20 protein-coding genes are annotated in these 19023 nt (G+C 68.2%); 6 read left to right on the top strand and 14 right to left on the bottom strand.

Going from position 1 to position 19023, the window contains the following annotated elements:
* From dapE to VFF46_RS10380, 3 genes are all read right to left on the bottom strand, one after another.
* The coding region (gene dapE, locus VFF46_RS10390) for a succinyl-diaminopimelate desuccinylase (RefSeq protein ID WP_325036857.1) at positions 1 to 922 on the bottom strand (922 nt) is incomplete at its 3' end.
* On the bottom strand, positions 919 to 1605 hold the full coding sequence (locus tag VFF46_RS10385; RefSeq protein WP_325036856.1) for a VOC family protein: 687 nt from the start codon (positions 1603 to 1605) through the stop codon (positions 919 to 921). The genes VFF46_RS10385 and dapE, both read right to left, overlap by 4 nt.
* Before the next feature lie 10 nt (positions 1606 to 1615).
* The gene (locus VFF46_RS10380) at positions 1616 to 2248 is read right to left on the bottom strand and encodes a CGNR zinc finger domain-containing protein (protein WP_325036855.1); all 633 of its coding nucleotides are present in this window, start codon (positions 2246 to 2248) and stop codon (positions 1616 to 1618) included.
* Positions 2249 to 2311: 63 nt separating this feature from the next.
* Between VFF46_RS10380 and VFF46_RS10375 the strand changes: the two genes are divergently transcribed.
* Both VFF46_RS10375 and VFF46_RS10370 read left to right on the top strand, forming a co-directional pair.
* Positions 2312 to 2962 (top strand): pyridoxal 5'-phosphate synthase, encoded by a 651-nt coding sequence (locus tag VFF46_RS10375; protein WP_325036854.1) that lies wholly within the window; start codon positions 2312 to 2314, stop codon positions 2960 to 2962.
* Positions 2953 to 3618 (top strand): maleylpyruvate isomerase family mycothiol-dependent enzyme, encoded by a 666-nt coding sequence (locus VFF46_RS10370; protein WP_325036853.1) that lies wholly within the window; start codon positions 2953 to 2955, stop codon positions 3616 to 3618. Before VFF46_RS10375 ends, VFF46_RS10370 begins: the two co-directional genes overlap by 10 nt.
* A gap of 56 nt (positions 3619 to 3674) precedes the next feature.
* Here VFF46_RS10370 and VFF46_RS10365 read toward each other — a convergent pair whose 3' ends face one another.
* Genes VFF46_RS10365 through VFF46_RS10345 form a run of 5 tightly spaced genes read right to left on the bottom strand, consistent with a single transcriptional unit; the run spans position 3675 to position 9885 of the window.
* Positions 3675 to 5708, bottom strand: a complete 2034-nt coding sequence (locus tag VFF46_RS10365; RefSeq protein ID WP_325036852.1) for a DUF4185 domain-containing protein — start codon at positions 5706 to 5708, stop codon at positions 3675 to 3677.
* A 3-nt stretch (positions 5709 to 5711) separates the two neighbouring features.
* Positions 5712 to 6770, bottom strand: coding sequence for a glycoside hydrolase family 172 protein (locus VFF46_RS10360; protein WP_325036851.1), 1059 nt, complete (start codon positions 6768 to 6770; stop codon positions 5712 to 5714).
* Between the two features lie 25 nt (positions 6771 to 6795).
* On the bottom strand, positions 6796 to 7596 hold the full coding sequence (locus VFF46_RS10355) for a carbohydrate ABC transporter permease (RefSeq protein WP_325036850.1): 801 nt from the start codon (positions 7594 to 7596) through the stop codon (positions 6796 to 6798).
* The gene (locus VFF46_RS10350; protein WP_325036848.1) at positions 7583 to 8527 is read right to left on the bottom strand and encodes a sugar ABC transporter permease; all 945 of its coding nucleotides are present in this window, start codon (positions 8525 to 8527) and stop codon (positions 7583 to 7585) included. Before VFF46_RS10350 ends, VFF46_RS10355 begins: the two co-directional genes overlap by 14 nt.
* Positions 8527 to 9885: a sugar ABC transporter substrate-binding protein gene (locus tag VFF46_RS10345; RefSeq protein WP_325036847.1), complete on the bottom strand. Its 1359-nt coding sequence runs from the start codon at positions 9883 to 9885 to the stop codon at positions 8527 to 8529. Before VFF46_RS10345 ends, VFF46_RS10350 begins: the two co-directional genes overlap by 1 nt.
* A gap of 255 nt (positions 9886 to 10140) precedes the next feature.
* On the opposite strand from VFF46_RS10345, the gene VFF46_RS10340 reads away from it, so the two are divergent.
* The 4 genes from VFF46_RS10340 to VFF46_RS10325 all read left to right on the top strand — a co-directional run bounded on the left by VFF46_RS10340 (position 10141) and on the right by VFF46_RS10325 (position 13940).
* Positions 10141 to 10794, top strand: a complete 654-nt coding sequence (locus VFF46_RS10340; protein WP_325036846.1) for an SIS domain-containing protein — start codon at positions 10141 to 10143, stop codon at positions 10792 to 10794.
* A complete protein-coding gene (locus VFF46_RS10335) occupies positions 10791 to 11732 on the top strand; it encodes a ribokinase (RefSeq protein WP_325036845.1) in 942 nt (313 codons plus the stop codon). Before VFF46_RS10340 ends, VFF46_RS10335 begins: the two co-directional genes overlap by 4 nt.
* A 69-nt stretch (positions 11733 to 11801) precedes the next feature.
* Positions 11802 to 12800 carry a LacI family DNA-binding transcriptional regulator gene (locus VFF46_RS10330; RefSeq protein WP_325036844.1) on the top strand — a complete coding sequence of 333 codons (999 nt, stop codon included), beginning with the start codon at positions 11802 to 11804 and terminating at the stop codon, positions 12798 to 12800.
* Positions 12801 to 12932: 132 nt separating this feature from the next.
* Positions 12933 to 13940, top strand: a complete 1008-nt coding sequence (locus tag VFF46_RS10325) for a LacI family DNA-binding transcriptional regulator (protein ID WP_325036843.1) — start codon at positions 12933 to 12935, stop codon at positions 13938 to 13940.
* Positions 13941 to 14022: 82 nt separating this feature from the next.
* Here VFF46_RS10325 and VFF46_RS10320 read toward each other — a convergent pair whose 3' ends face one another.
* The 6 genes from VFF46_RS10320 to VFF46_RS10295 all read right to left on the bottom strand — a co-directional run.
* A complete protein-coding gene (locus tag VFF46_RS10320) occupies positions 14023 to 14628 on the bottom strand; it encodes an SGNH/GDSL hydrolase family protein (protein ID WP_325036842.1) in 606 nt (201 codons plus the stop codon).
* Positions 14625 to 15554 (bottom strand): glycoside hydrolase family 130 protein, encoded by a 930-nt coding sequence (locus VFF46_RS10315; protein ID WP_325036841.1) that lies wholly within the window; start codon positions 15552 to 15554, stop codon positions 14625 to 14627. Before VFF46_RS10315 ends, VFF46_RS10320 begins: the two co-directional genes overlap by 4 nt.
* Positions 15551 to 16831 (bottom strand): ABC transporter substrate-binding protein, encoded by a 1281-nt coding sequence (locus tag VFF46_RS10310; RefSeq protein WP_325036840.1) that lies wholly within the window; start codon positions 16829 to 16831, stop codon positions 15551 to 15553. Before VFF46_RS10310 ends, VFF46_RS10315 begins: the two co-directional genes overlap by 4 nt.
* A gap of 11 nt (positions 16832 to 16842) precedes the next feature.
* Positions 16843 to 17724: a carbohydrate ABC transporter permease gene (locus VFF46_RS10305; protein ID WP_325036839.1), complete on the bottom strand. Its 882-nt coding sequence runs from the start codon at positions 17722 to 17724 to the stop codon at positions 16843 to 16845.
* The gene (locus tag VFF46_RS10300) at positions 17721 to 18617 is read right to left on the bottom strand and encodes a sugar ABC transporter permease (RefSeq protein WP_325036838.1); all 897 of its coding nucleotides are present in this window, start codon (positions 18615 to 18617) and stop codon (positions 17721 to 17723) included. The genes VFF46_RS10305 and VFF46_RS10300 overlap by 4 nt, the downstream gene beginning before the upstream one ends.
* Positions 18610 to 19023, bottom strand: a 414-nt coding sequence (locus tag VFF46_RS10295) for a glycosyl hydrolase-related protein (RefSeq protein WP_325036837.1), incomplete at its 5' end; no start/stop codon positions are given. The genes VFF46_RS10300 and VFF46_RS10295, both read right to left, overlap by 8 nt.

Genomic DNA, 19023 nt, shown 5'->3' with positions numbered 1-19023 from the left:
CCACATCCGTCCACCCGAACTTCGGCTGCGGCTCCCCGCCCACCACCTGGAGGAACGCCGCCGCGGCCGGCCGTTCCAGCCCGGGCAGTCCGCCGGGCGCCGAGTCCGTGACGACCACGTCGTACCCCTCGAACACCTCGCGCAGGTGCGCCTCCGCCTCCGCCTCGGACCGGCTCGGCGCGAACCGGTAGTTCACCGTCACCGTGCACAGATCCGGTACGACGTTCCCGGCGACGCCGCCGGTGATCGCGACCGCGTTCAGCCCCTCGCGGTACTCCAGCCCGTCGATCGGCACCCGGCGCGGCTCGTACGCCTCGAGCCGCGCGAGCACCTCGGCCGCCGAGTGGATCGCGTTCGACCCCATCCACGAGCGGGCCGAGTGCGCGCGTTCACCGCGGGTGGTGACCTCGATCCGCATCGTGCCCTGGCAGCCGGCCTCGACGACCGCGTTCGACGGCTCCATCACGACCGCGAAGACACCTTCGAGCAGCTCAGGGTTGGAGCGGGTCAGCTTGTACAGCCCGTTCCGCTCGGCCTCGATCTCCTCGCAGTCGTAGAAGACGTACGTGACGTCCCGGTTCGGCGTGTCGAGGGTCGCGGCGAGGCGCAGCGCGACGGCGACGCCGCCCTTCATGTCGCAGGCGCCGAGGCCGTGGATCAGCCCGTCGGCGCGGCGGGCCGGGAGGTTGTCGTTGAGCGGGACGGTGTCGAGATGGCCCGCGAGTACGACGCGCTCGGCGCGGCCGAGGTCGGTCCGCGCGACGACGGTGTTGCCGTGCCGGAACACCTTCAGGTGCGGGTACGCCGTGAGCGCCTTCTCCACCTTGTCCGCGAGCTTCTCCTCGGTACCGCTGACCGAGGAGACGTTGACGAGCGCCTCGGTCAGGTCGGCGGCGCTGATGGTCAGGTCCAGCTTGGTCATTCGGTCTCCGACGGTGGCAGGAACACGCAGAACTCGTTGCCCTCGGGGTCGGCGCAGACGTGCCAGCCGATCTCGCTGTCCCGCGGCCGGAGCAGTGTCGCACCCGCGTCGAGTACCGGTTGCAGGGCGGGTGCGGTGACGTCCCAGTGCACGCGGTTCTTCACGGTCTTCGGCTCGGGGACCGGGACGAACACCCAGTACGGGAACGGGAGGCCGGGGACGTTCTCGAGCCAGTACCACGGCTCCTCCGCCGTACTCGCGACGTCGCCGCCGACGACACCCGCCCACCAGCGCGCCTGCCGCTCCGGGTCGGCGGAGTCCACCACGAGCTCCATCAGCCGGTACGCCGGGGCGGTGGCGCGGACGAATCCGCAGAACTCGCCGCCCTCCGGATCCGTCAGTACGTTCCAGTGCTGCTCGTCGGACTGCGGGACCTGAACGGTCGCCCCTGCCGCTCGCAGGTCCGCGACGGCGCCGGTGTGCACGTCGAGGTGGACCCGGTTCTTCACCGTCTTCGGTTCCGGGACCTGGCACATCCAGATGGTCTTCTCCGGTACGTCGCCGACCAGCACGTTCGGGTTGTCGGCGGGCGCGGTGAGGCCGATCACCCGTCCCCAGAACGCGGCCATCTCACTCGGACAGGCGACGTCCACACACAGGTCCTTGAACCGCGCCACAGTCATAACGCCCAGGTTATCCGGCGGTCCGTTTCCGGTAGTGGCGGTTGACTCGCTCGCGGTTGCCGCACGCGGGTGAGCACCAGGTCTGGCGTGGATCGTCCTGCAGAAAGTACTTCACACACCGCGCCGCGGGACACGCCCGCAACCGCTCCCGATCCGGCCCGCTCAAGAACTCGATCGCCGACCGCCCGACCGCACCCGCCAGCAGTTCGACCGGATCCTCCGTTTGATACGCCCATCGCAGCCGCGGCTCATCCACCCACTCCAGGCGCGTCGTCCCCAACCGCCCCGCCGCGTCGTTCACCATCCGCAGCGCGTCGTCCAGCTCCATCAACCGGTCCGCGTCAACCTTGGACGGCGCCCCCGGCGCAACCGCCCGCGCAAACAACGCCCGAACCGCCCGCCGCATCCGCACCAACTCGCACCACGCCCGCGACGCGTCCAGGTTGGGGAGGATTTCCGCCCGAATCGGGTGCAAAAACCTCCCCAGGTCAGTCGGGAGCACCGGGCCGAGCACGTGGGTGAGCGGGGGCTTCTGCTCACGCAGCCAGGCGACTGACTCCTCCGGGGTGGAGAGGAGGTCCGCGATGCCGCCGTGGCCGTCGTGCTTGATGGTGGCGGCGAGGGCGAAGGCCAGGGTGGTCATCTGGCGATACTAATGGGAAATGTTCTTGCTGCCATGTGAACACCTGCTCTAGGGTCTCGGAGCGTGAGTGACCTTCGTACGAGGCTGCGTGCCGTCCCGACGCTGACCGGGACCCCGCCGGACTGGGACCAATCGAGCACCCCCGAGACCCCGCACGAGCTGTTCGTCGACTGGCTGCTGACCGCGGTCGACCGCGCGGTCGCCGAGCCGTGCGCCGCCACGCTCTCGACGGTTCGCCCCGACGGCCGGCCGAACGCGCGGGTGCTGATCCTCAAGGACGTCACGCCGGACGGCTGGCAGTTCGCGTCGACGTCGACCAGTCGCAAGGGCGAGGAGCTGACGAGTTCGCCGTACGCCGCTCTGACCTTCTACTGGATCCCGCTCGGCCGGCAGGTCCGCGTGTCCGGGCGGGTGGCGCCCGCGGCGGCCGAGGACTCGGCGCGCGACTTCCTGCTCCGGCCGGTCGCGGCCCGGGCGGAAGCGCTGGTCGGCAAGCAGAGCGCCGTACTCACGGATCGCTCGGACATCGACGCCGCGGTCAAGGAACAGCAGGACCGCATCGCGCTCGACCCGGACCTGGTCGCGCCGAACTGGACCCTGTACACGCTGCACGCCGACGAGGTCGAGTTCTGGCAGGCCGACCCGGATCGTCGGCACGTACGCCTGCGCTACACCCTCGACGTCTCCTGGACGAAGGAACTCCTGTGGCCCTGAACGACGTACACGCGATCGCCGACGAACTGCTCGCGCTGACCGCGGACCTCGACGACGCGACCGCCCGCGGCAACTCGGTCCTGCCCGGCTGGTCCCGCGGTCATGTGATCACGCATGTCGCGTACTTCTCCGAGGCGATGACCCGTCAGGTCGACGAGGCGCTCCAGGGCCGGCTCGTCGAGGTGTACGACGGCGGCCGCCCCGCCCGCGACGCCGCGATCGAAGCCGGCGCCGACCGCCCCGCCGCCGAGCTGAAAGCCCACCTGAACCAGGCGGTCACCACGCTGCTCGCGTCCTGGGACAAGGTCAGCCCCACGGACTGGCCGCTCCCCATCCTGCACCGCAACAGCAACCTCTCCGCCGGCCTCCAGGCAACCTGGCGAGAACTCACCATCCACACGTCGGACCTGGACCTCGGCATCACCCCCGCCACCTGGTCCGACGACTTCTGCCTGCACCTCCTGGACTTCCTGCGCCCCCGCACCCCCGACAACACCCACCTGATCCTCCGCTCCCCCGCCACCACCTGGGAATCCGGCACCGGCCAAACCGTCACCCTCGAAGGCCCCCTCCAAGCCCTAACAGCCTGGTACGCCGGCCGCCCCACCCCAACCCCCATCACCGGCCCCACACCACAACTGCTTCCCTGGCCGTGACCTTTCCGGAAAGAAGTTGGCACCATACGCAAACTTCTTTCCGGAAAGGGGATCCGTCAGCTGACTGTGAAGTCGTCTAGCTGGATCCAGGTGTCTTTGTTGGGGGCGTTGAAGCCGGCGTAGACGGTTAGTTCGTTGACGCCTGGTGGGACCTTCACTGTGACTTCGTGGTGTACGTAGCCTGTGCCGGCGCCGAACGTCGTGCTGGCCAGGTCTGTGGTGCCGTTGCGGACGCCGAAGCGGCCCTGGTCGGCGGGGAGGTTGGCTGAGGCGTTGATCCAGGAACCGAAGGTGTACGTCGCCCCGGGCACCACGGGGACGGTCTGATAGAGATCGCTGAAGCCGGTGCAGGTGCAGCGGATCCAGCCGTTGTTGGCGCCGGAGTGGGCGAAGCCGAGGCCGCGGTCGACGCCGTTGGCCGCAGTACCTTCGAAGAGCCACGCGGGCTTACCACCACCGGTGCCTTCGAACCCGCCGTCCGCCAGCTGCGCGACGTACCGCACCGCCAGCTCCGACACCGTCGTGTACGAACGCGTCCCACCGGGCAGCCCGATCACCCGGACCCCGTCGGTCTCCTGCGTCGGGAACGTGATCGTGTACGTCGTGTTCGCACCCGCCGACGCATCACCCGGGTACGCCGGCGACACCGTCTGCGAGCCCACCTCGACCCACTCGCCGTCACGCTTGACCTGCACCCGCGGGCGACCGGTGAAGTACCCGCCCTGCGCCGACACCGCGCCCGACGTGAACTCCACGTTGTTCACCTTGTGCCGCGCCGGCCACTCGTACCCCCACCACGAGGCGCCCTTCACCTCGTCGTCGAAGTCCGACTCGCTCCCGGTCTTGGCGCCGTCGTTCATCAGCGCGAGACTGCCGGACTGCGACGACTTCGAGATCGCGACCGCGCCCGTGGACGACGCCGCCAGGTTGTCCGGACCCGGCAGGTTCGAAGCAGGCGTATCGACCGACGGCGTGAGCACCAGCTTGCGCAGGTTGAAGTTGTACACCGACGTACCGATCCCGCCCCCACCGCACGGGCACACGTTCGCCTGGATGTACATCGTCTTACCGTCCGGCTGCACGAACTTCGACGGGATCGTCACGCCGTACCCGCCGTACTTCGACGTCGACCACGGATATCCCCCGAAGTCCTTCGACAGGAAGTGCTTCCACGGACCCCACGGCGTCGGCGACTCGTAGAACTCGAACGTGTACTCCGTCCACGACGTGTAGACATATCGCTTCTGCGCGGGCAGGTACGTGACCCCGCCCTGGCTGATCACACTCAGGTTCGACGCGTTCGTCCCGTACGTCTGCGCGTACAGCCGCCGTGTGTCGGTCAGTACCGGCTTGCGATCGGCCAGCTTCGGCGACCACCCGGACCCGGTGTAGAACTTCCACGCGCTCCGGTTCTGCACCTCGTCACGCGGCACCCGGGCCAGGAACACCGACTGCGGATCCGCGACCGTGTCGTCGAACGAGTCCCGCCAGTTCCCGTCCAGACCATAGGCGTAGACGTAACCGTCGGGAGCCAACGCACCGCCGCGACCGAAGTCCGCGAACCAGATCGTGGTGAACTCGTGGTTCGAGAACATCGGCTTCGACTTGTCCCACGTCCAGGTGCGGCCGTGGTCGGTCGACTTCAGGATCGTCGCCGCCGGTACGTCGTTGAAGTCCAGCGCGAGGTCCTCGACGGCGAGGTACAGCGTGTCCCCGACGCACACCATCCCGGTCGGCTTCCGGTTGTATCCGGCGCCGCTCCAGATCTGCCCGACCTGGTCGCCCTTCGAGATCGTTGCCCCGGACAAGTTTCCCGGCGTACCGTCGATCTCGCTGACCGCGACGTCGGCGAAGGCGCCGTCGGTACTGAAACCCTTGCCGTCGCCGTTCGCGGCGTACAGCTTGTCGTTCTTGGACCAGCAGGACGGCCACAGGTCGCCGTCGCTCTTGCTGGGTGTGCCCTTCGACTCGACCTGGACGGTGCCGATCGGAGTGGTCGAGGGAGTCTTGGGGGTGGTGGACGGTTGGGTGAGCAGTGTCGCCGTTCCGAAGACCAGCGGCAGGACAGCGAGCAGAGCCCCACGCTTCATGAGCTATCCCTTCAGGGTTTGGTACCAGTACGCGACCGACGACCAGTCGTCGCTGCGCTTGTTCGCGTGCCCGTGCTCGATGGTCACGCGGATCGATGTGAAGAAGGTGATCGGATCCTCGATGTGGAAGCGGTACAGCGAGATCTCACCGCTCCAGTTCTCACCACCGGGCAGCGTGATCCCGTGGTACGGCGCCGAGTACGCCTCGCTCGGGCACCACGCGGTGTTGAAGTGGGCGTGGCTCGCGGGACCGGGAGCCACGCCCTGGTCCTCGGTCCCGGTGCCGTGCAGCGACGGCGGGAACAGCTCGCCGTCGATGAAGATCATGTCGTCGCCCTCGCCGTACCAGTTCCACTCGGGCGAGTCGCGCAGGTTCCGGATGCTCACCACGCACCCGACGTAGTGCCCCTTCCCTTCGGTGTCGAGTACGACGTAGTTGCCGTCGCCGGTCAGGTTCGTCCCCTCGACCTGGTACTGCCGCAGCGTCTCGGACCCCTGCGGTACGCCGTCCGTCGGGTGCTGCCGGTTGTACGACGCGTGGAAGTACCCGAGCCCGTCCTGCGCGCCGTCGAACAGCTCGTAGTCCACGTAGTAGTAGAAGAAGATCGGCGCCGTCGTCAGCTCCGAGATGATCTCCACCCGGGCCCGGGAGGCGAACGGCATGTGGAACCAGCAGTTGAAGCCCTTCACGTCCTGCGGGCTCATCTGCAGCGGCGCGGACACGAAGTTGACGGTCTTCCCGTGCCCGACCCCGAAGAAGTCGCCGAGCGGTACGAGCACGCTCGGCTGCGACGAGTCCTCCCAGGTGATCCGGAGGATCAGCTTCCGCAGGTAGTCCCCGTCGGCCTCGTCCGGACCCCACGGGCTGTCCCGCGCCACGGTGCACCAGATGTGGTTGATCGACCCGGGCCCCTCGATGTCCGCCAGTACGGCGGTCTCGCCCGGGTGGATCGTCAACCGGTCGTCGTTGCCGCCGGTCCGGTCCCAGCTGGACGCGCGGCGACGCTTGGAGTCCCGCAGCCGTGGCAGGTCCCGCAGACTGCTGCCGTAATCGCCGTACATACTGTGTTGCCTTTCTTGGGCCATTTCACTTGAGTCCGGTGGTCTTCATCGCGTCGACCAGCCGGCGCTGGCCCGCGACGAACACCACGACCGTCGGGATGGCCGCGATCACGGCGGCCGCGAGAATCAGGTTCCAGGCAGCGGCGTACTGCCCCTGCATGCCGGAGATGCCGAGCTGGATGACGCGCAGGTCCGGGTCCCGGGTGATGGTCAGCGGCCAGAGGAACGCGTTCCAGTTGGCCAGGAAGAACAGCACCGACAAGGACGCCAGTACCGGCCGGCTGAGCGGCAGGATGACGCTCCAGTACCTGCGCCAGTACCCGCATCCGTCAAGGTCGGCCGCTTCCTCCAGCTCCCGCGGGATGTTCAGGTAGTACTGCCGGAGCAGGAAGATCCCGAACGCGTGGAAGATGCTCGGCACGATCAGCCCGGCGTAGCTGTCCAGCAGACCGAGCTGCTTCGCGACCAGGAACAGCGGGACCAGGATCACCGGCAGCGACACCAGCAGCGTCGACATGATGCCGGAGAAGATGATCCCGCGCCCCGGGAACCGCAGCCGGGCCAGCGCGTACGCCGCCATCGAGTGGAAGAACAGTGCGACCACGGTGACCGTCACCGACACGATCGCGGAGTTCAGCATGAACCGCGGCATCGGGATCTTCAGCAGCACGTACTGCAGGTTGCTCAGCGTCCAGTGCGCCGGCCACCCGAAGTTGAAGATCTCGTCGGCCGGTTTGAGCGCGCTGATCAGGATCCACAGCAGCGGCAGGACCGCGACGATCGCGAGCACGTGCGCGAGGATCGGGACGACTCTAATCTTCGTCAAAGCGGCCTCCTCGAGTGAAGCCGAACATCAAGCCGGTGCAGATGATCAGCAGGGCCACCACCACGGTCGTCAGCGCGGCGGCGTACCCCATGTTGTTGAAAGTGAAGGCCTGCTCGTAGATGTAGAGCACGACCGTGCTGGTCGCGCGCGCCGGGCCGCCCTTGGTGAGCACGTACACCAGGTCGAAGGCCTGCAGACCGGTGACCGCGCCGATCGTCGAGTTCACCACGACGAAGAAGCTGGTCGGCCGGAGCAGCGGCCAGATCACGTACCGGAACCGTTGCCAGGGGCCCGCACCATCGATCTCGGCGGCGTCCTCGAGCTCCTTCGGCACGTCCTTGAGCCCGGCGAGGAAGACCAGCATCTGGTATCCCATCAGGAACCAGACACTGATCACCACATAGGTGCCGAGGGCAAGCGACGGCGTACCGAGGAAGGACACGTCGCCGAGACCGAACGGCTCGAGCAGCCGGGCCAGCGCGCCGCGCTTGTCGACCAGCAGGAACTGCCAGATCAGGCCGACCACGACCAGGCTGACGACGTTCGGCAGGAAGAACGCCGACCGGACCCAGCCGATGCCCTTGAAGTGGTTGCGGACCAGCATCGCCAGCGCGAAGCTCACCACGAACGCGATCGGCACGAACGAGACGACGTACAGCGCGGTGACCCTCAGCGAGGCCCAGAGCTGGTCGTCCGCGGCCATCAGCTTGTAGTTGCCGAGGCCGATGAACTGGTAGTTGCCGAAGCCGTCGACCTTGAAGAACGCGACGCCGAACGCGAGCAGCATCGGGATCGCGACGAAGATCAGCAGGCCGATGGTGTCCGGCGCGAGGAACGCGTACGCCGCCAGCGCCTCGCGCCGCTTCTTCGTCATCGGTGTCCGGCGCGCCTGCACCAGTGGTTTGGACGGTGGGGCTGTTGTCGTCACCATCAGCTGATCGGCGCACCCTGGTAGGTCTTGAGGAACGTGTCGATCTTCTGCGCGGCCTCGGACGCCGCCTTGGCCGGATCGGCGCCGTTCAGCTGGCAGGCCTGGATCGCGTCCGCGATCGGCTGATACACCTCCGGTGGGAACCGCGGCTCCGGCTTGCCGGTCGGGGCGATGTCCGTGACGAACTTCTTCAGTACACCGTCCGCGAACGCGCCCTTGGCGTCCGCCGCCTGCTGCACCGACTTGCGCGGCGGCAGGTTGGTCTTCACCACGGTGTTCCACTGCCGCTGCCGCTCGACGCCGGCCTCGTCGGTGGAGCCGAGCGCCCAGGCGATGAACTTGGCCGCCGCCTCCGGGTTCTTACCCTTGGAGTTCGCGACGAACGCCCAGCCGCCGAGGTCGGTGGCCGGCTTGCCGCCGTCCGGGGTCGGCAGCGGGATGATGCCGTACTTGAAGTTCTTCGCCTTGGTGCGCAGGTCCGAGACCGCCCAGATACCGCTCTGCTGCATCGCGGCGGCGCCGGAGCCGAGGTTCGACGGTACGTCGCCGCCGCCGGTGCCGAGCGACTTGCGCGGGGCGACCTTGGTGTTGATCGTGTCGCCCCAGAACTTCAGCGCCTGCACGGCGGCCGGCGAGTCGAACGCGGACTTGCCGTCCTTGATCGCGTTCCCGTCACCCTGCCAGAGGAACGGGTACCAGGTGAAGTTCTGGTAGTAGCCGGGCGCGGTCTCGAACATCACGCCGTACCGGTCCTTGGTGGTCAGCTTCTGCGCGACGGCCAGCGTCTGGTCCCAGGTCTTCGGCAGATCCGCCTCGGACAGGCCGGCCTTCTCGAACGCGGTCTCGCTGTAGTACAGCGCGAGCGGCTCGATCTCCATCGGCAGGCCGTACACCTTGCCGTCCACGCTGCGCGCCTCGAGCAGCCCGGGCAGGTAGTCCTTCTTGGACTCGTCGGACAGCGCTGACCCGAGATCCTGCAGTACGCCGCCGTTGTAGTAGCGGAGGAAGTCGCCGGGGCTGATCAGGAAGATGTCCGGGCCCTGGCCGGACTGGAACGCGGTCTGCAGGGTCGAGCCGTTCATGTAGTCCTTGTTCGGGACGTACCGCAGCTTGACCTTCACGTCGTTGTTCTTGTTCCACTCCGCGACCGTGTCGACGAACCACTTGCTCTGCGGGCCCTGGTCGTCGGACGGGCCGTAGAAGTTCCAGAACGACAACTCCTTGGCGTCGCCGCCGGAGGAGGAACCGCCGCAGGCCGAGAGCAGGGGTACGCCGGCAGCGGACGCGGCGAGGGCACCGAGCCCGCCGCGCAGGACGGACCGGCGGCTGAACCGGGCAGGGGAGGGTGTTGCAGCCATCAGGTGCTCCAGAGGTAGCTCGGAACGATCGAGCCGGGCCGGTGGCAGTCGGCTCGAGGGGGCAATCGATTTCTCGCAATCTACGAGCGCCCGTCCGCACCGGTCAAGGGTGGATCGGGTGACGATGTGATCAACTCCGCCGATTCCCGCGTGCACACAGGGTTTCGTGCCGGCCGTAGCCGTTGACACCGGCTCCTCCCACTGCCTAATCTGCGGAAATCGATTTCTGAGATGAGAGGCGCTGGAATGCCAGTTGTGCCGAACCGTGCGTCCGCCCACCGCACGGCCGACGAGCTGTCCAGGGACCTGGTGGCACGGGGGCTGCAGGCGGCGCGGGACGCCATCGAGACCGAAGCAGCAGCCGTGTCGGCCCTCGCCGACCGGCTGGACGGAGTGTTCCTGGAGGTGCTGACCGCGGTCGCCCGGTGCGAGGGTCACCTGGTGGTGACCGGCCTGGGCAAGTCGGGTCTGGTCGGACGGAAGATCGCCGCGACCCTGGCCAGTACCGGTACGCCGGCCACGTTCATCCACTCCGGCGACGCGCTGCACGGCGACTCCGGCGCGGTCACCTCCCGCGACCTCGTCCTGGCGCTGTCCGCGTCCGGCGAGACCGCCGAGGTGGTCGCGTTCGCCCGGATGCTGCGCGAACGGCAGATCCCGGTGATCGCGATGACCGGGCGCGAGGAGTCGACGCTCGCCCAGCTGGCGACGTACACGCTGGACACCATGGTGCTCCGCGAGGCCGACCCGCTGAACCTGGCGCCGACCGCGTCCACCACCGCCTCGCTCGCGATGGGCGACGCGCTGGCGTGCGCGCTCGTCGTGCTGCGGGAGTTCAGTCATCAGGACTTCGCGCAGTTCCACCCGTCAGGTGCCCTGGGCAAGCGTCTCTCGGAGGAGTCTTCATGACCGACGTGTGTGTGCTCGGGTCGTTCATGAAGGACCTGGTCGCGTCCGCGGAGCGGCGGCCGTTGCCGGGTGAGACGCTGCACGGGACCGGATTCGCGGAGCACCTCGGCGGCAAGGGCGTCAACCAGGCGATCGCCGCCGCCCGGATGGGTGCGCGGACCGCGATCGTCGGCACCATCGGCGAGGACCGGTACGGCGAGGAGTTCCTCGAACTGCTCGCCTCGAACGGGGTCGACACCTCGTGGATCGTCCGGCACCCGTCGCTCGGTACCGGCGTCGGGCTGCCGCTGGTGCTGCCCGACGGCGGGAACTCGATCATCATCGTGTCCCGCGCGAACGCCGCGATCACCGGTTTGGACGTCGAGACTGCTCGTGACGTCTTGACCGGGAGCAAGGTGCTGAGCGTGCAGCTCGAACTCCCGGTCGAGGCGAGCCACGCCGCCCTCCGGCTCGCCTCGGCCGCGGGCGTCACCACGATCCTCACCCCGGCCCCGGTCGGGCCGATCGACCCGGCGCTGGCGGCGTACGTCGACATCCTGGTGCCGAACGAGGTGGAGGCCGCGGCGCTCACCGGGCTGGACTGCGACGACGAGTCGCAGGTGCCGATGATCGCCCGCAAACTCGCCGAGGACTGGGACCTGCGCGGCTGCGTCGTCACACTCGGCGCGCGCGGGGCGTACGTCCTCGACCGGGCCGGCAGCTTCGAGGAACGGATCCCGCCGTTCGCCGTCGACACCGTCGACACGGTCGGCGCCGGCGACGCGTTCTGCGGCTCCCTCGCCGCCTCCCTCGCCGAAGGCACCGCCCTCGTCGACGCCGTCCGCCTCGCCAACGCCGCCGGCGCGCTCTCCACCACCGTCAACGGCGCCGCCGCCTCGGCCCCCACCCGCGCCGACGCCCTCGCCCTCCTCCAGACCACCACACCGTCCAGCTCATGAGATCCTGTGGGCGGGATCGGGGCTAGAGTGCGATCCAGACGACCATCGGATCTCCAGCGGGGAGCGGGTATGACGACGATCTACGACGTCGCGCGTAGGTCGGGGGTGTCGCCGGCGACGGTGTCGCGGGTGCTCAGCGGCCGGCGGAACGTCGACCCCGAACTGTCCGAGAAGGTCCGCGCCGCGGTCGCCGAGCTCGGGTACCGCCCGAACGGCGTGGCGCGGAACCTGCGGAAGTCCTCGACGAACCTGTGGGCCGTCGTCATCTCCGACATCGAGAACCCGTTCTTCACCTCGCTGGTCCGCGGGCTCGAGGACGTCGCCCAGACCGAGGGGTACCACGTCGTACTCTGCAACTCCGACGAGGACCCGGCCAAGGAGGCGGCGTACGCGTCGGCGGTCCTGACCGACCAGATGGCCGGGGTGGTGATCTCTCCCACCTCCACCGCGGAGGGCGTGCAACTGCTCGCGGACGCGAAGATCCCGCTGGTGATGATCGACCGGCGGGTCGAGGGCGTCGAGGCGGACACCGTACTGGTGGACAACGAGCACGGCGCGTTCGAGGGCGTCAAACACCTGATCGACGGCGGGTACCGGCGGATCGCCTGCATCACCGGCCCGCGGAAGGTGTCGACCGCGATGGACCGGCTCGCCGGGTACCGATCGGCGCTCCGGGCGGGCGGGATCCGGTACGACAAGGACCTGGTCCGGCACGCGGACTTCCGCGAGGCTGGCGGGTACGCCGCGATGGAGAGCCTGCTGGAGCTCCCCGATCCGCCCGAGGCGCTGTTCGCCACGAACAACCTGATGACCGTCGGCGCCCTGGAATGCCTGGCCCGCAAAGGCCTCCGCGCCCCCGACGACATCGCCCTGGTCGGCTTCGACGACATCCCCTGGGCCGACCTCGTCATCCCCAGCCTCACCACCGTCGCCCAGCCCACCTACGAACTCGGCCGCACCGCCGGCATGCTCCTCAAAGACCGCACCACCGCCCCCGGCCGCCCCCCGTCCACCGTCACCCTCCGCACCGAACTCCACATCCGAGCCACCTCCGCCCCCAAGAAGTAGCCGCACTCGAGTCGTGGGAGCTGGTTGTGGTTTGACAGCCGGCCCTCACGACTCGGCGGGCGTCGTACGCTGCTGGGGGCCTTGTCCGTGTGGAGGGAGCAGCTATGTCAACGTTGACATTACACTGGGGTCATGGAGAGTGAAGTTCCGCGGCGGCCGCGGCTCGAGGATGTGGCGGCTACTACCGGGGTGAGCATCAAGACGGTGTCGCGGGCGTTGCGGGGGGATCCCAAGGTGCGGGAGTCGACGCGGCAGCGGATTGTGGCGGAGGCGGAGCGGCTGGGGGTGCAGCTGAACGACGTGGCGGCGGGGCTGCGGCGGAAGAATCAGGCGATGACCTCGATCGGGGTCACGCTCGGGGACTGTACGAACCCGTTCTTCGCGCCGATGCTGCGGGGGATCCACTCGGTCGCCTCCGAGCGCGGGTACCTGGTGCTGACCGCGGACGCGCAGAACGACCCGGAGCTGGAGCACCGGGCGATCCGGTCGTTCTTCGCGCACCGGGTGGCGGGGCTGATCATCGCGCCGGTCGGGAACGACCTCGGCTATCTGGCGAACGAGGCGCGTTTCGGGTCGGCGATCGTGTTCGTGGACTCCCCTCCCCCGGGCCTCGGCGAGTCGATGGACTCGGTCACCACCACGAACGCGGCGAGCACCCGCACGGGTATCGAGCACCTGCTGCACAAGGGCCGCCGGCGGATCGCGTACCTCGGCCACCCGCGCAGCGGCAGCGGTGCCGAGGAGCGCTGGGCCGGGTACGTCGCCGCGCTGGGTGCGGCCGGTATCGCGGTCGACCCCGCGCTGGTCCGGGACAACCTGGTCAGTGAGGACGATGCCCGCCGCGCCGCCGACGAACTGCTGACATCGGCCGCCCCGGACGCGGTGTTCGTCGACAACAACCGGCTCTGCACCGGGTTGCTGCAGTCGAACGCGTTCGCGCAGCGCCGGATCGACACGGTGTGCTTCGACCGTTTCGAGCTGGCCGCGGCGTTCGGCGTCTCGGTGATCGACAGCGACCCGTACGACGTGGGCCGGGCCGGCGCGCAGCTCCTCTTCGACCGCCTCGCCGACCCGTCCCGCGCGCCGCAACGCCTCGAGGTCCCGGCCCGCCTGATCGTCAACGCCGACCCGACGTACTAGAAACACCAGTTGGGGTCGTGAGACAAGCAATTGCTTGTCGCACGACCCCAGCGCCTGTTCCACGATCCCCGTGGGCGGGAGGTCAGGCCAACTGGCGGAGCCAGGCTTTGGCGAGGGCGGCGTGGCCGGCTGGGGTTGGGTGGACTCCGTCGAACAGCCAGTGCTCTGGGTTGTTGTTGCCGGCGGCAAGCTCCGCGAACAGGCCGTCCGCCGCCACCAGCCGCGCGCCGAACTCCCGGGCCAGCTCCCGTACCACCTGGATCTTCGCGTCCAGGTCGGGCCGCCACGCCCACTGCTCCTCCTTCACCGGCAGCAGGAACGGCTCGATCAGCACCAGCCGTACGTCGGCCAACGGCTCCAGCAACCGCCGGTACCCGTCCCGAAAAGCATCCGCCGGCACCTCGGAGTGCCCGAACGAGAACCGGTACCCGGTGTCGTTGATCCCGATCAGGATCGACACCACGTCCGGCCGCGCCTCCAGCACATCGGAAGACCACCGCCCGCCCAACCCGGCGAGCGTGTCACCGGAGATCCCGGTGTTCATCCACACCGGCGACTGCTCCGGGTACCGCATCCCCCACTGCCCGGCGACCAGCAGCGGATACCCGTACCCGAGCGGGTTGTCCGTCTCCCGCCGATGGCAGTCGGTGATGGAGTCCCCGGTGAACATCACCCGCGGCCCGCTCATGACGGCGTGAAGGTCGCGACACCGATCGTGGTGTCGCTCTGGCCGTAGTACGCGAACCAGGTCCCGCGATGGAACACCAGCCCCTCCACAAACGTCACGTTGCTGACCAGTCCGTTCAGATCCTCATAAGTACTGGGCTCCAGCCAAGGCTCGGTCAGCTTCGCGACCACCGTGTCCGGCCGCCGGGGATCGATCAGCACCTGCCCGCAGGCGTAGTACACCCCGCCGCCCGGCTGGCTCACCGCGCTGTTGTGCATCAGCAACACGTGACCGGTGCGGGTCAGGATCGGCTGCGGCCCGGTCTCCACCAGATCGCCCATGAACGTCCCCGGCTCCGGACGCAGTACCGGTGCCGGATCGGCCTTCCAGTGCAGCAGGTCGTCCGACTCGGCGACGTGGATGTTCCCCTCGCCGAACCACATCAGGTACCGCCCGTCGATCGGCTCCGGCAGGATCACGCCGCCCTTGCTCCAGTCCGGCCCGGGCGTCTCGCGGATCCCCGCGAACGTGTTGATCCCGGGGAACATCGGCCCGTGCTTGTCCCACTGATGCAGATCCGTCGACGTCGCGAGACACAGCCGCGCCGTGTGCCGGTCCCACCCGGTATAGGTCAGGTAGTAGGTGTCGCCAACGAGAACGACCCGCGGGTCCTCGCACCCGAACCGCTCGTAGTCCTCGGTCGGCACCATGATCGGCTCCGGCTCGGTCTCGAACGTGATCCCGTCGTCGGACCAGGCCAGCCCGAGATGCGACACGATGTCGTCCGCGTGCGCCCGGTAGACGAGCGCGATCCGCCCGTCCACGACGAGCGCCGCCGGGTTGTACACGTTGGTGGACTCCCACTGGTGCCGCCCGGGCCGCAGTACCGGGTTCTCCGGCCGCGGCACGAAGGGCCCGAACGGGTAGTCGACCGCCGGCGTACTCACTTGGCCGCCAGCTTGTTGATCCCGGCAACCATTCCGTCGATCCCGGCGGCCAGGTCCTTCTTCCCGGAAAGCGCCGGATTCCAGGTGGTACCGACGACGTCACCGGCCGGTGTCGACCACGGGTCCAGGAACTGCGTGACGAACTTGTCCTTCACCCCGAGCTCGTACGTCGCGGTCGCGGCGATCGTCTTCGCCGCCGCGTCGCCGGCCTGCAGCGACTCGTAGTACCCCTTGGATCCGGGTTCGTACGCGATCGGGGCGATCGGCTGGTCCTTCATCGTCTCGTTGAAGCCGGTGACCTCCATGTAGCTGATCGCCTTCCAGGTGCTGCCGGGGTCCTTGAGCGTGGCGGGTGAGCAGACGCCGTTGGTCTCGATGGGTTGCACGGACTTCGTCGTACCCGCCGGCCAGGGTGCGTAACCCCAGGCGAACTTCGGCTTGTTCTGGGTGATCGACTGGTGCAGCCACTGGCCGCCGAACATCAGCGGGATGCCGCCGTTCGCGAACTTCGCGACCGCGTTCGTCCCGTCGTAGTCCGGGTCGGTCAGCTCGCCGGCCTTGATCGCCTTCGCCATCCGCTCGGCGCCGGTCCGGAACGTCGCGTCGGCCTGGACCTGCTTGGCGCCGATCGGCTTCTCGAGGATCGGCGCGCCGCCGTTCGCGACGGAGTACGCCGAGACGCCCTGCGGGCTCTCCAGCAGCGGCCACGCGTTCACCAGCGGCGTGGTCTTGGCGTCGGCACGCTTCAGCGCGGCGATGTCGGCGTACAGCTCGTCCCAGGTCCAGCCGATCGCCGGGGCCTTCAGCTTGGCCTTGTCGAAGTCGCCCTTGTTGTAGAAGAACCCGTAGGTGTTCGCGAGCGTCGGGATCCCGTACAGCTTGCCCTCGGGGTTCCGCCACAGGTCGAGCGAGCCGGGTGAGAACTTGTCCTCCTGCAGGCCGTCGCCCTTCTTCAGGTACGACGACCAGTCGTACAGCAGGCCCTCCGCGGCAAGGTTCTGCTCCTGCGCGTTCGAGCACCAGAAGAAGTCCGGCGACTTCTTGGACATGATCAGCGAGGCGAGCTTCTGCGCGTAGTCCGCGTTCGGCGACTCCTCGCGCTTCACCGTGATGCCTTGCAGCTTGGCCATGCTCTTGTCCAGGGCCTGGTTGGTCGGTACCGATTCCCAGGTCATGTAGCTGACGGTCCCGCCTTGAGCGGCTCCGGATCCGCCGCCGCACCCGGCGAGCGCGAGCCCGGCGACGACCAGTACCGCGGTCGTCCGAAGTGTGGGCATAGTCGATCTCCTCATTTCGCGATGGTTCCGAGGGCGCCGAGGCCCTCCATGAAGTAGCGCTGGGCGAGGAAGAACAGCACCAGCGGCGGTACGACGAACAGCAGGTTCGTCGCCATGTAGTAGTTGTACTGCGAGCCCGCCTGGTCGGAGAGGAACGCGGCCATCCCGAGCGGCAGCGTGAACTTCTTCGCGTCCTGCAGGTAGACCAGCGGACTGAGGTAGTCGTTCCAGGCGAGCTGGAAGGACATGATCGCGACCGTGATCCAGACCGGCTTGGTGAGCGGGATCATGATCCGGGTGAAGATCATCCAGTGCCCGGCGCCGTCGATGGTGGCCGATTCGTCCAGGTACCTCGGGATCGACTGGTAGTACTGCCGCGCCAGGAACACGAAGATCGGGCTGCCGAAGAAGGCCGGCAGGATCAACGGCACCCAGGTGTCGATCAGCCCGAGGCTGATGTACAGGTGCTGCAACGGGATCAGTCCGACGATGCCCGGCACGAAGATGCTGCCGGAGATCAGCGCGAACCAGAACCGGCGGCCCGGAAAGTCGATCCGGGAGATGCCGTACCCGACGATCATCGAGCTGACCACCGCGCCGATCGTGGACAGTACGGTGACGATCACGGTGTTCAGCAGCAACCGGTAGAACCCGATCTGGGCCGGGCCGTCGACGAAGTTCGCGGCCCGGAACTCGCGCGGCAGGAAGGCCGGCGGCAGCTGGTTGATGTCGCCGTTGCCCTTCAGCGCGATGCTGATCATCCACACCAGCGGCAGCAGCATCGAGACCGCGAGCAGCCCGCACAACGCGTACCACGCGACCCGGGAGACGAGGAACGGCACCCGTTGCGTCATCGCCGCCGGGCGCGCGATGACCAGAGCTTCGGCGGTCACGAGCCTTCTCCTTGGTAGACACGGTTCCGGGTCAGCCGCAGCATCACGACGGTCACCAGCATCACGATCACGAACAGCACCCACACCTCGGCGGTCGCGTACCCGAGCTGCGGCGAGGTGATGAAGTCGGCGAAGCCGTCGTTGTAGATCTTGTACATCAGCAGGTTGGTCGAGTGCCCGGGTCCGCCCTTGGTCAGGATCGCGACCTGGTTGAAGGTCTGGAACGCGCCGTTCAGCGCCAGCATCAGCTGGAGCATCATGATCGGCCCGATCATCGGCAGCGTGATCCGGGTGAACCGCCGGAACGCGTTCGCGCCGTCGACCTTGGCGGCCTCCTGGATCTCCTCCGGCACCGCCTGCAGGCCGGCCAGGAAGATCATCATCGTGCCGCCGACGCTCCACACCCCGACGATCAGGATGGCCGGCAGCGCGACGTGCGCGTCACCCAGCCACAGACTGGTCGGCAGGTGCAGGAACTTCAGGATCTGGTTGGCCAGCCCGTACGTCGGGTCGTAGATGTACTTCCACAACGTCAGGACGGCAACCGCGGGCAGCACGACCGGCAGGTAGAAGATCGTCCGGAAGATCTTCACGCCCTTGATCGTCCGGTTCACCACGACCGCCAGTACCAGTCCGGCGAGCAGTGTGGCCGGCACCGAGATGACCACCCACAGCACGGTCACCCGCAACGACGGCCAGAACGTCGGGTCGCTGGTGAACAGGAACTTGTAGTTGTCCAGGCCGACCCATTTGGCCGGGGTCAGCCCGTTCCACTGGGTGAACGAGTGGTAGAGCGACGTCACCATCGGATACGCGACGAACAGCAGCAACCCGATGATCGCGGGCGAGATGAACAGGTACCCGAGGATCGTGTCCCGGCGGCGTTTACTCATCGTCGGCCTCCCGCACCCGGATGCGCACGGTCAGGATCTGGAACGGCCGCAGCTCGAACCGCGGCTCGTCGACCGTCTCGAGCCGGCGTTCGAGCAGGTCCACGATGTCGGCGCCGACGGCAACGAAATCCCAGTCCAGACGGGCCGTCGTACGTGCCCCGAGAGACTCGTAGAGACGGACGATCACGTCGCCCGAGCGGTCCTCGGCGAGCTTGACCGTCTCGATCACCACCCCGTTGCCGTCGACGCTCACGAGCGGCGCCGGTGCCGACGTGCCGCGGACCTCCCGGACCGGAAGGTTCAGCCGCAGGCCGGCCTCGACCGCGTCGTCGATGCCGGCGCCGGACACCAGCGTGTAGCGCGCATGGTGCTTGCCCTGGTCGGTCTCCGGGTCCGGGTAGCGCGG

It is taken from the genome of Kribbella sp. (assembly GCF_035655035.1).
Lineage (GTDB): Bacteria > Actinomycetota > Actinomycetes > Propionibacteriales > Kribbellaceae > Kribbella.
The sequence above is the reverse complement of the archived record's forward strand: the minus strand, read 5'-3'. Positions and strand labels throughout refer to the sequence as shown.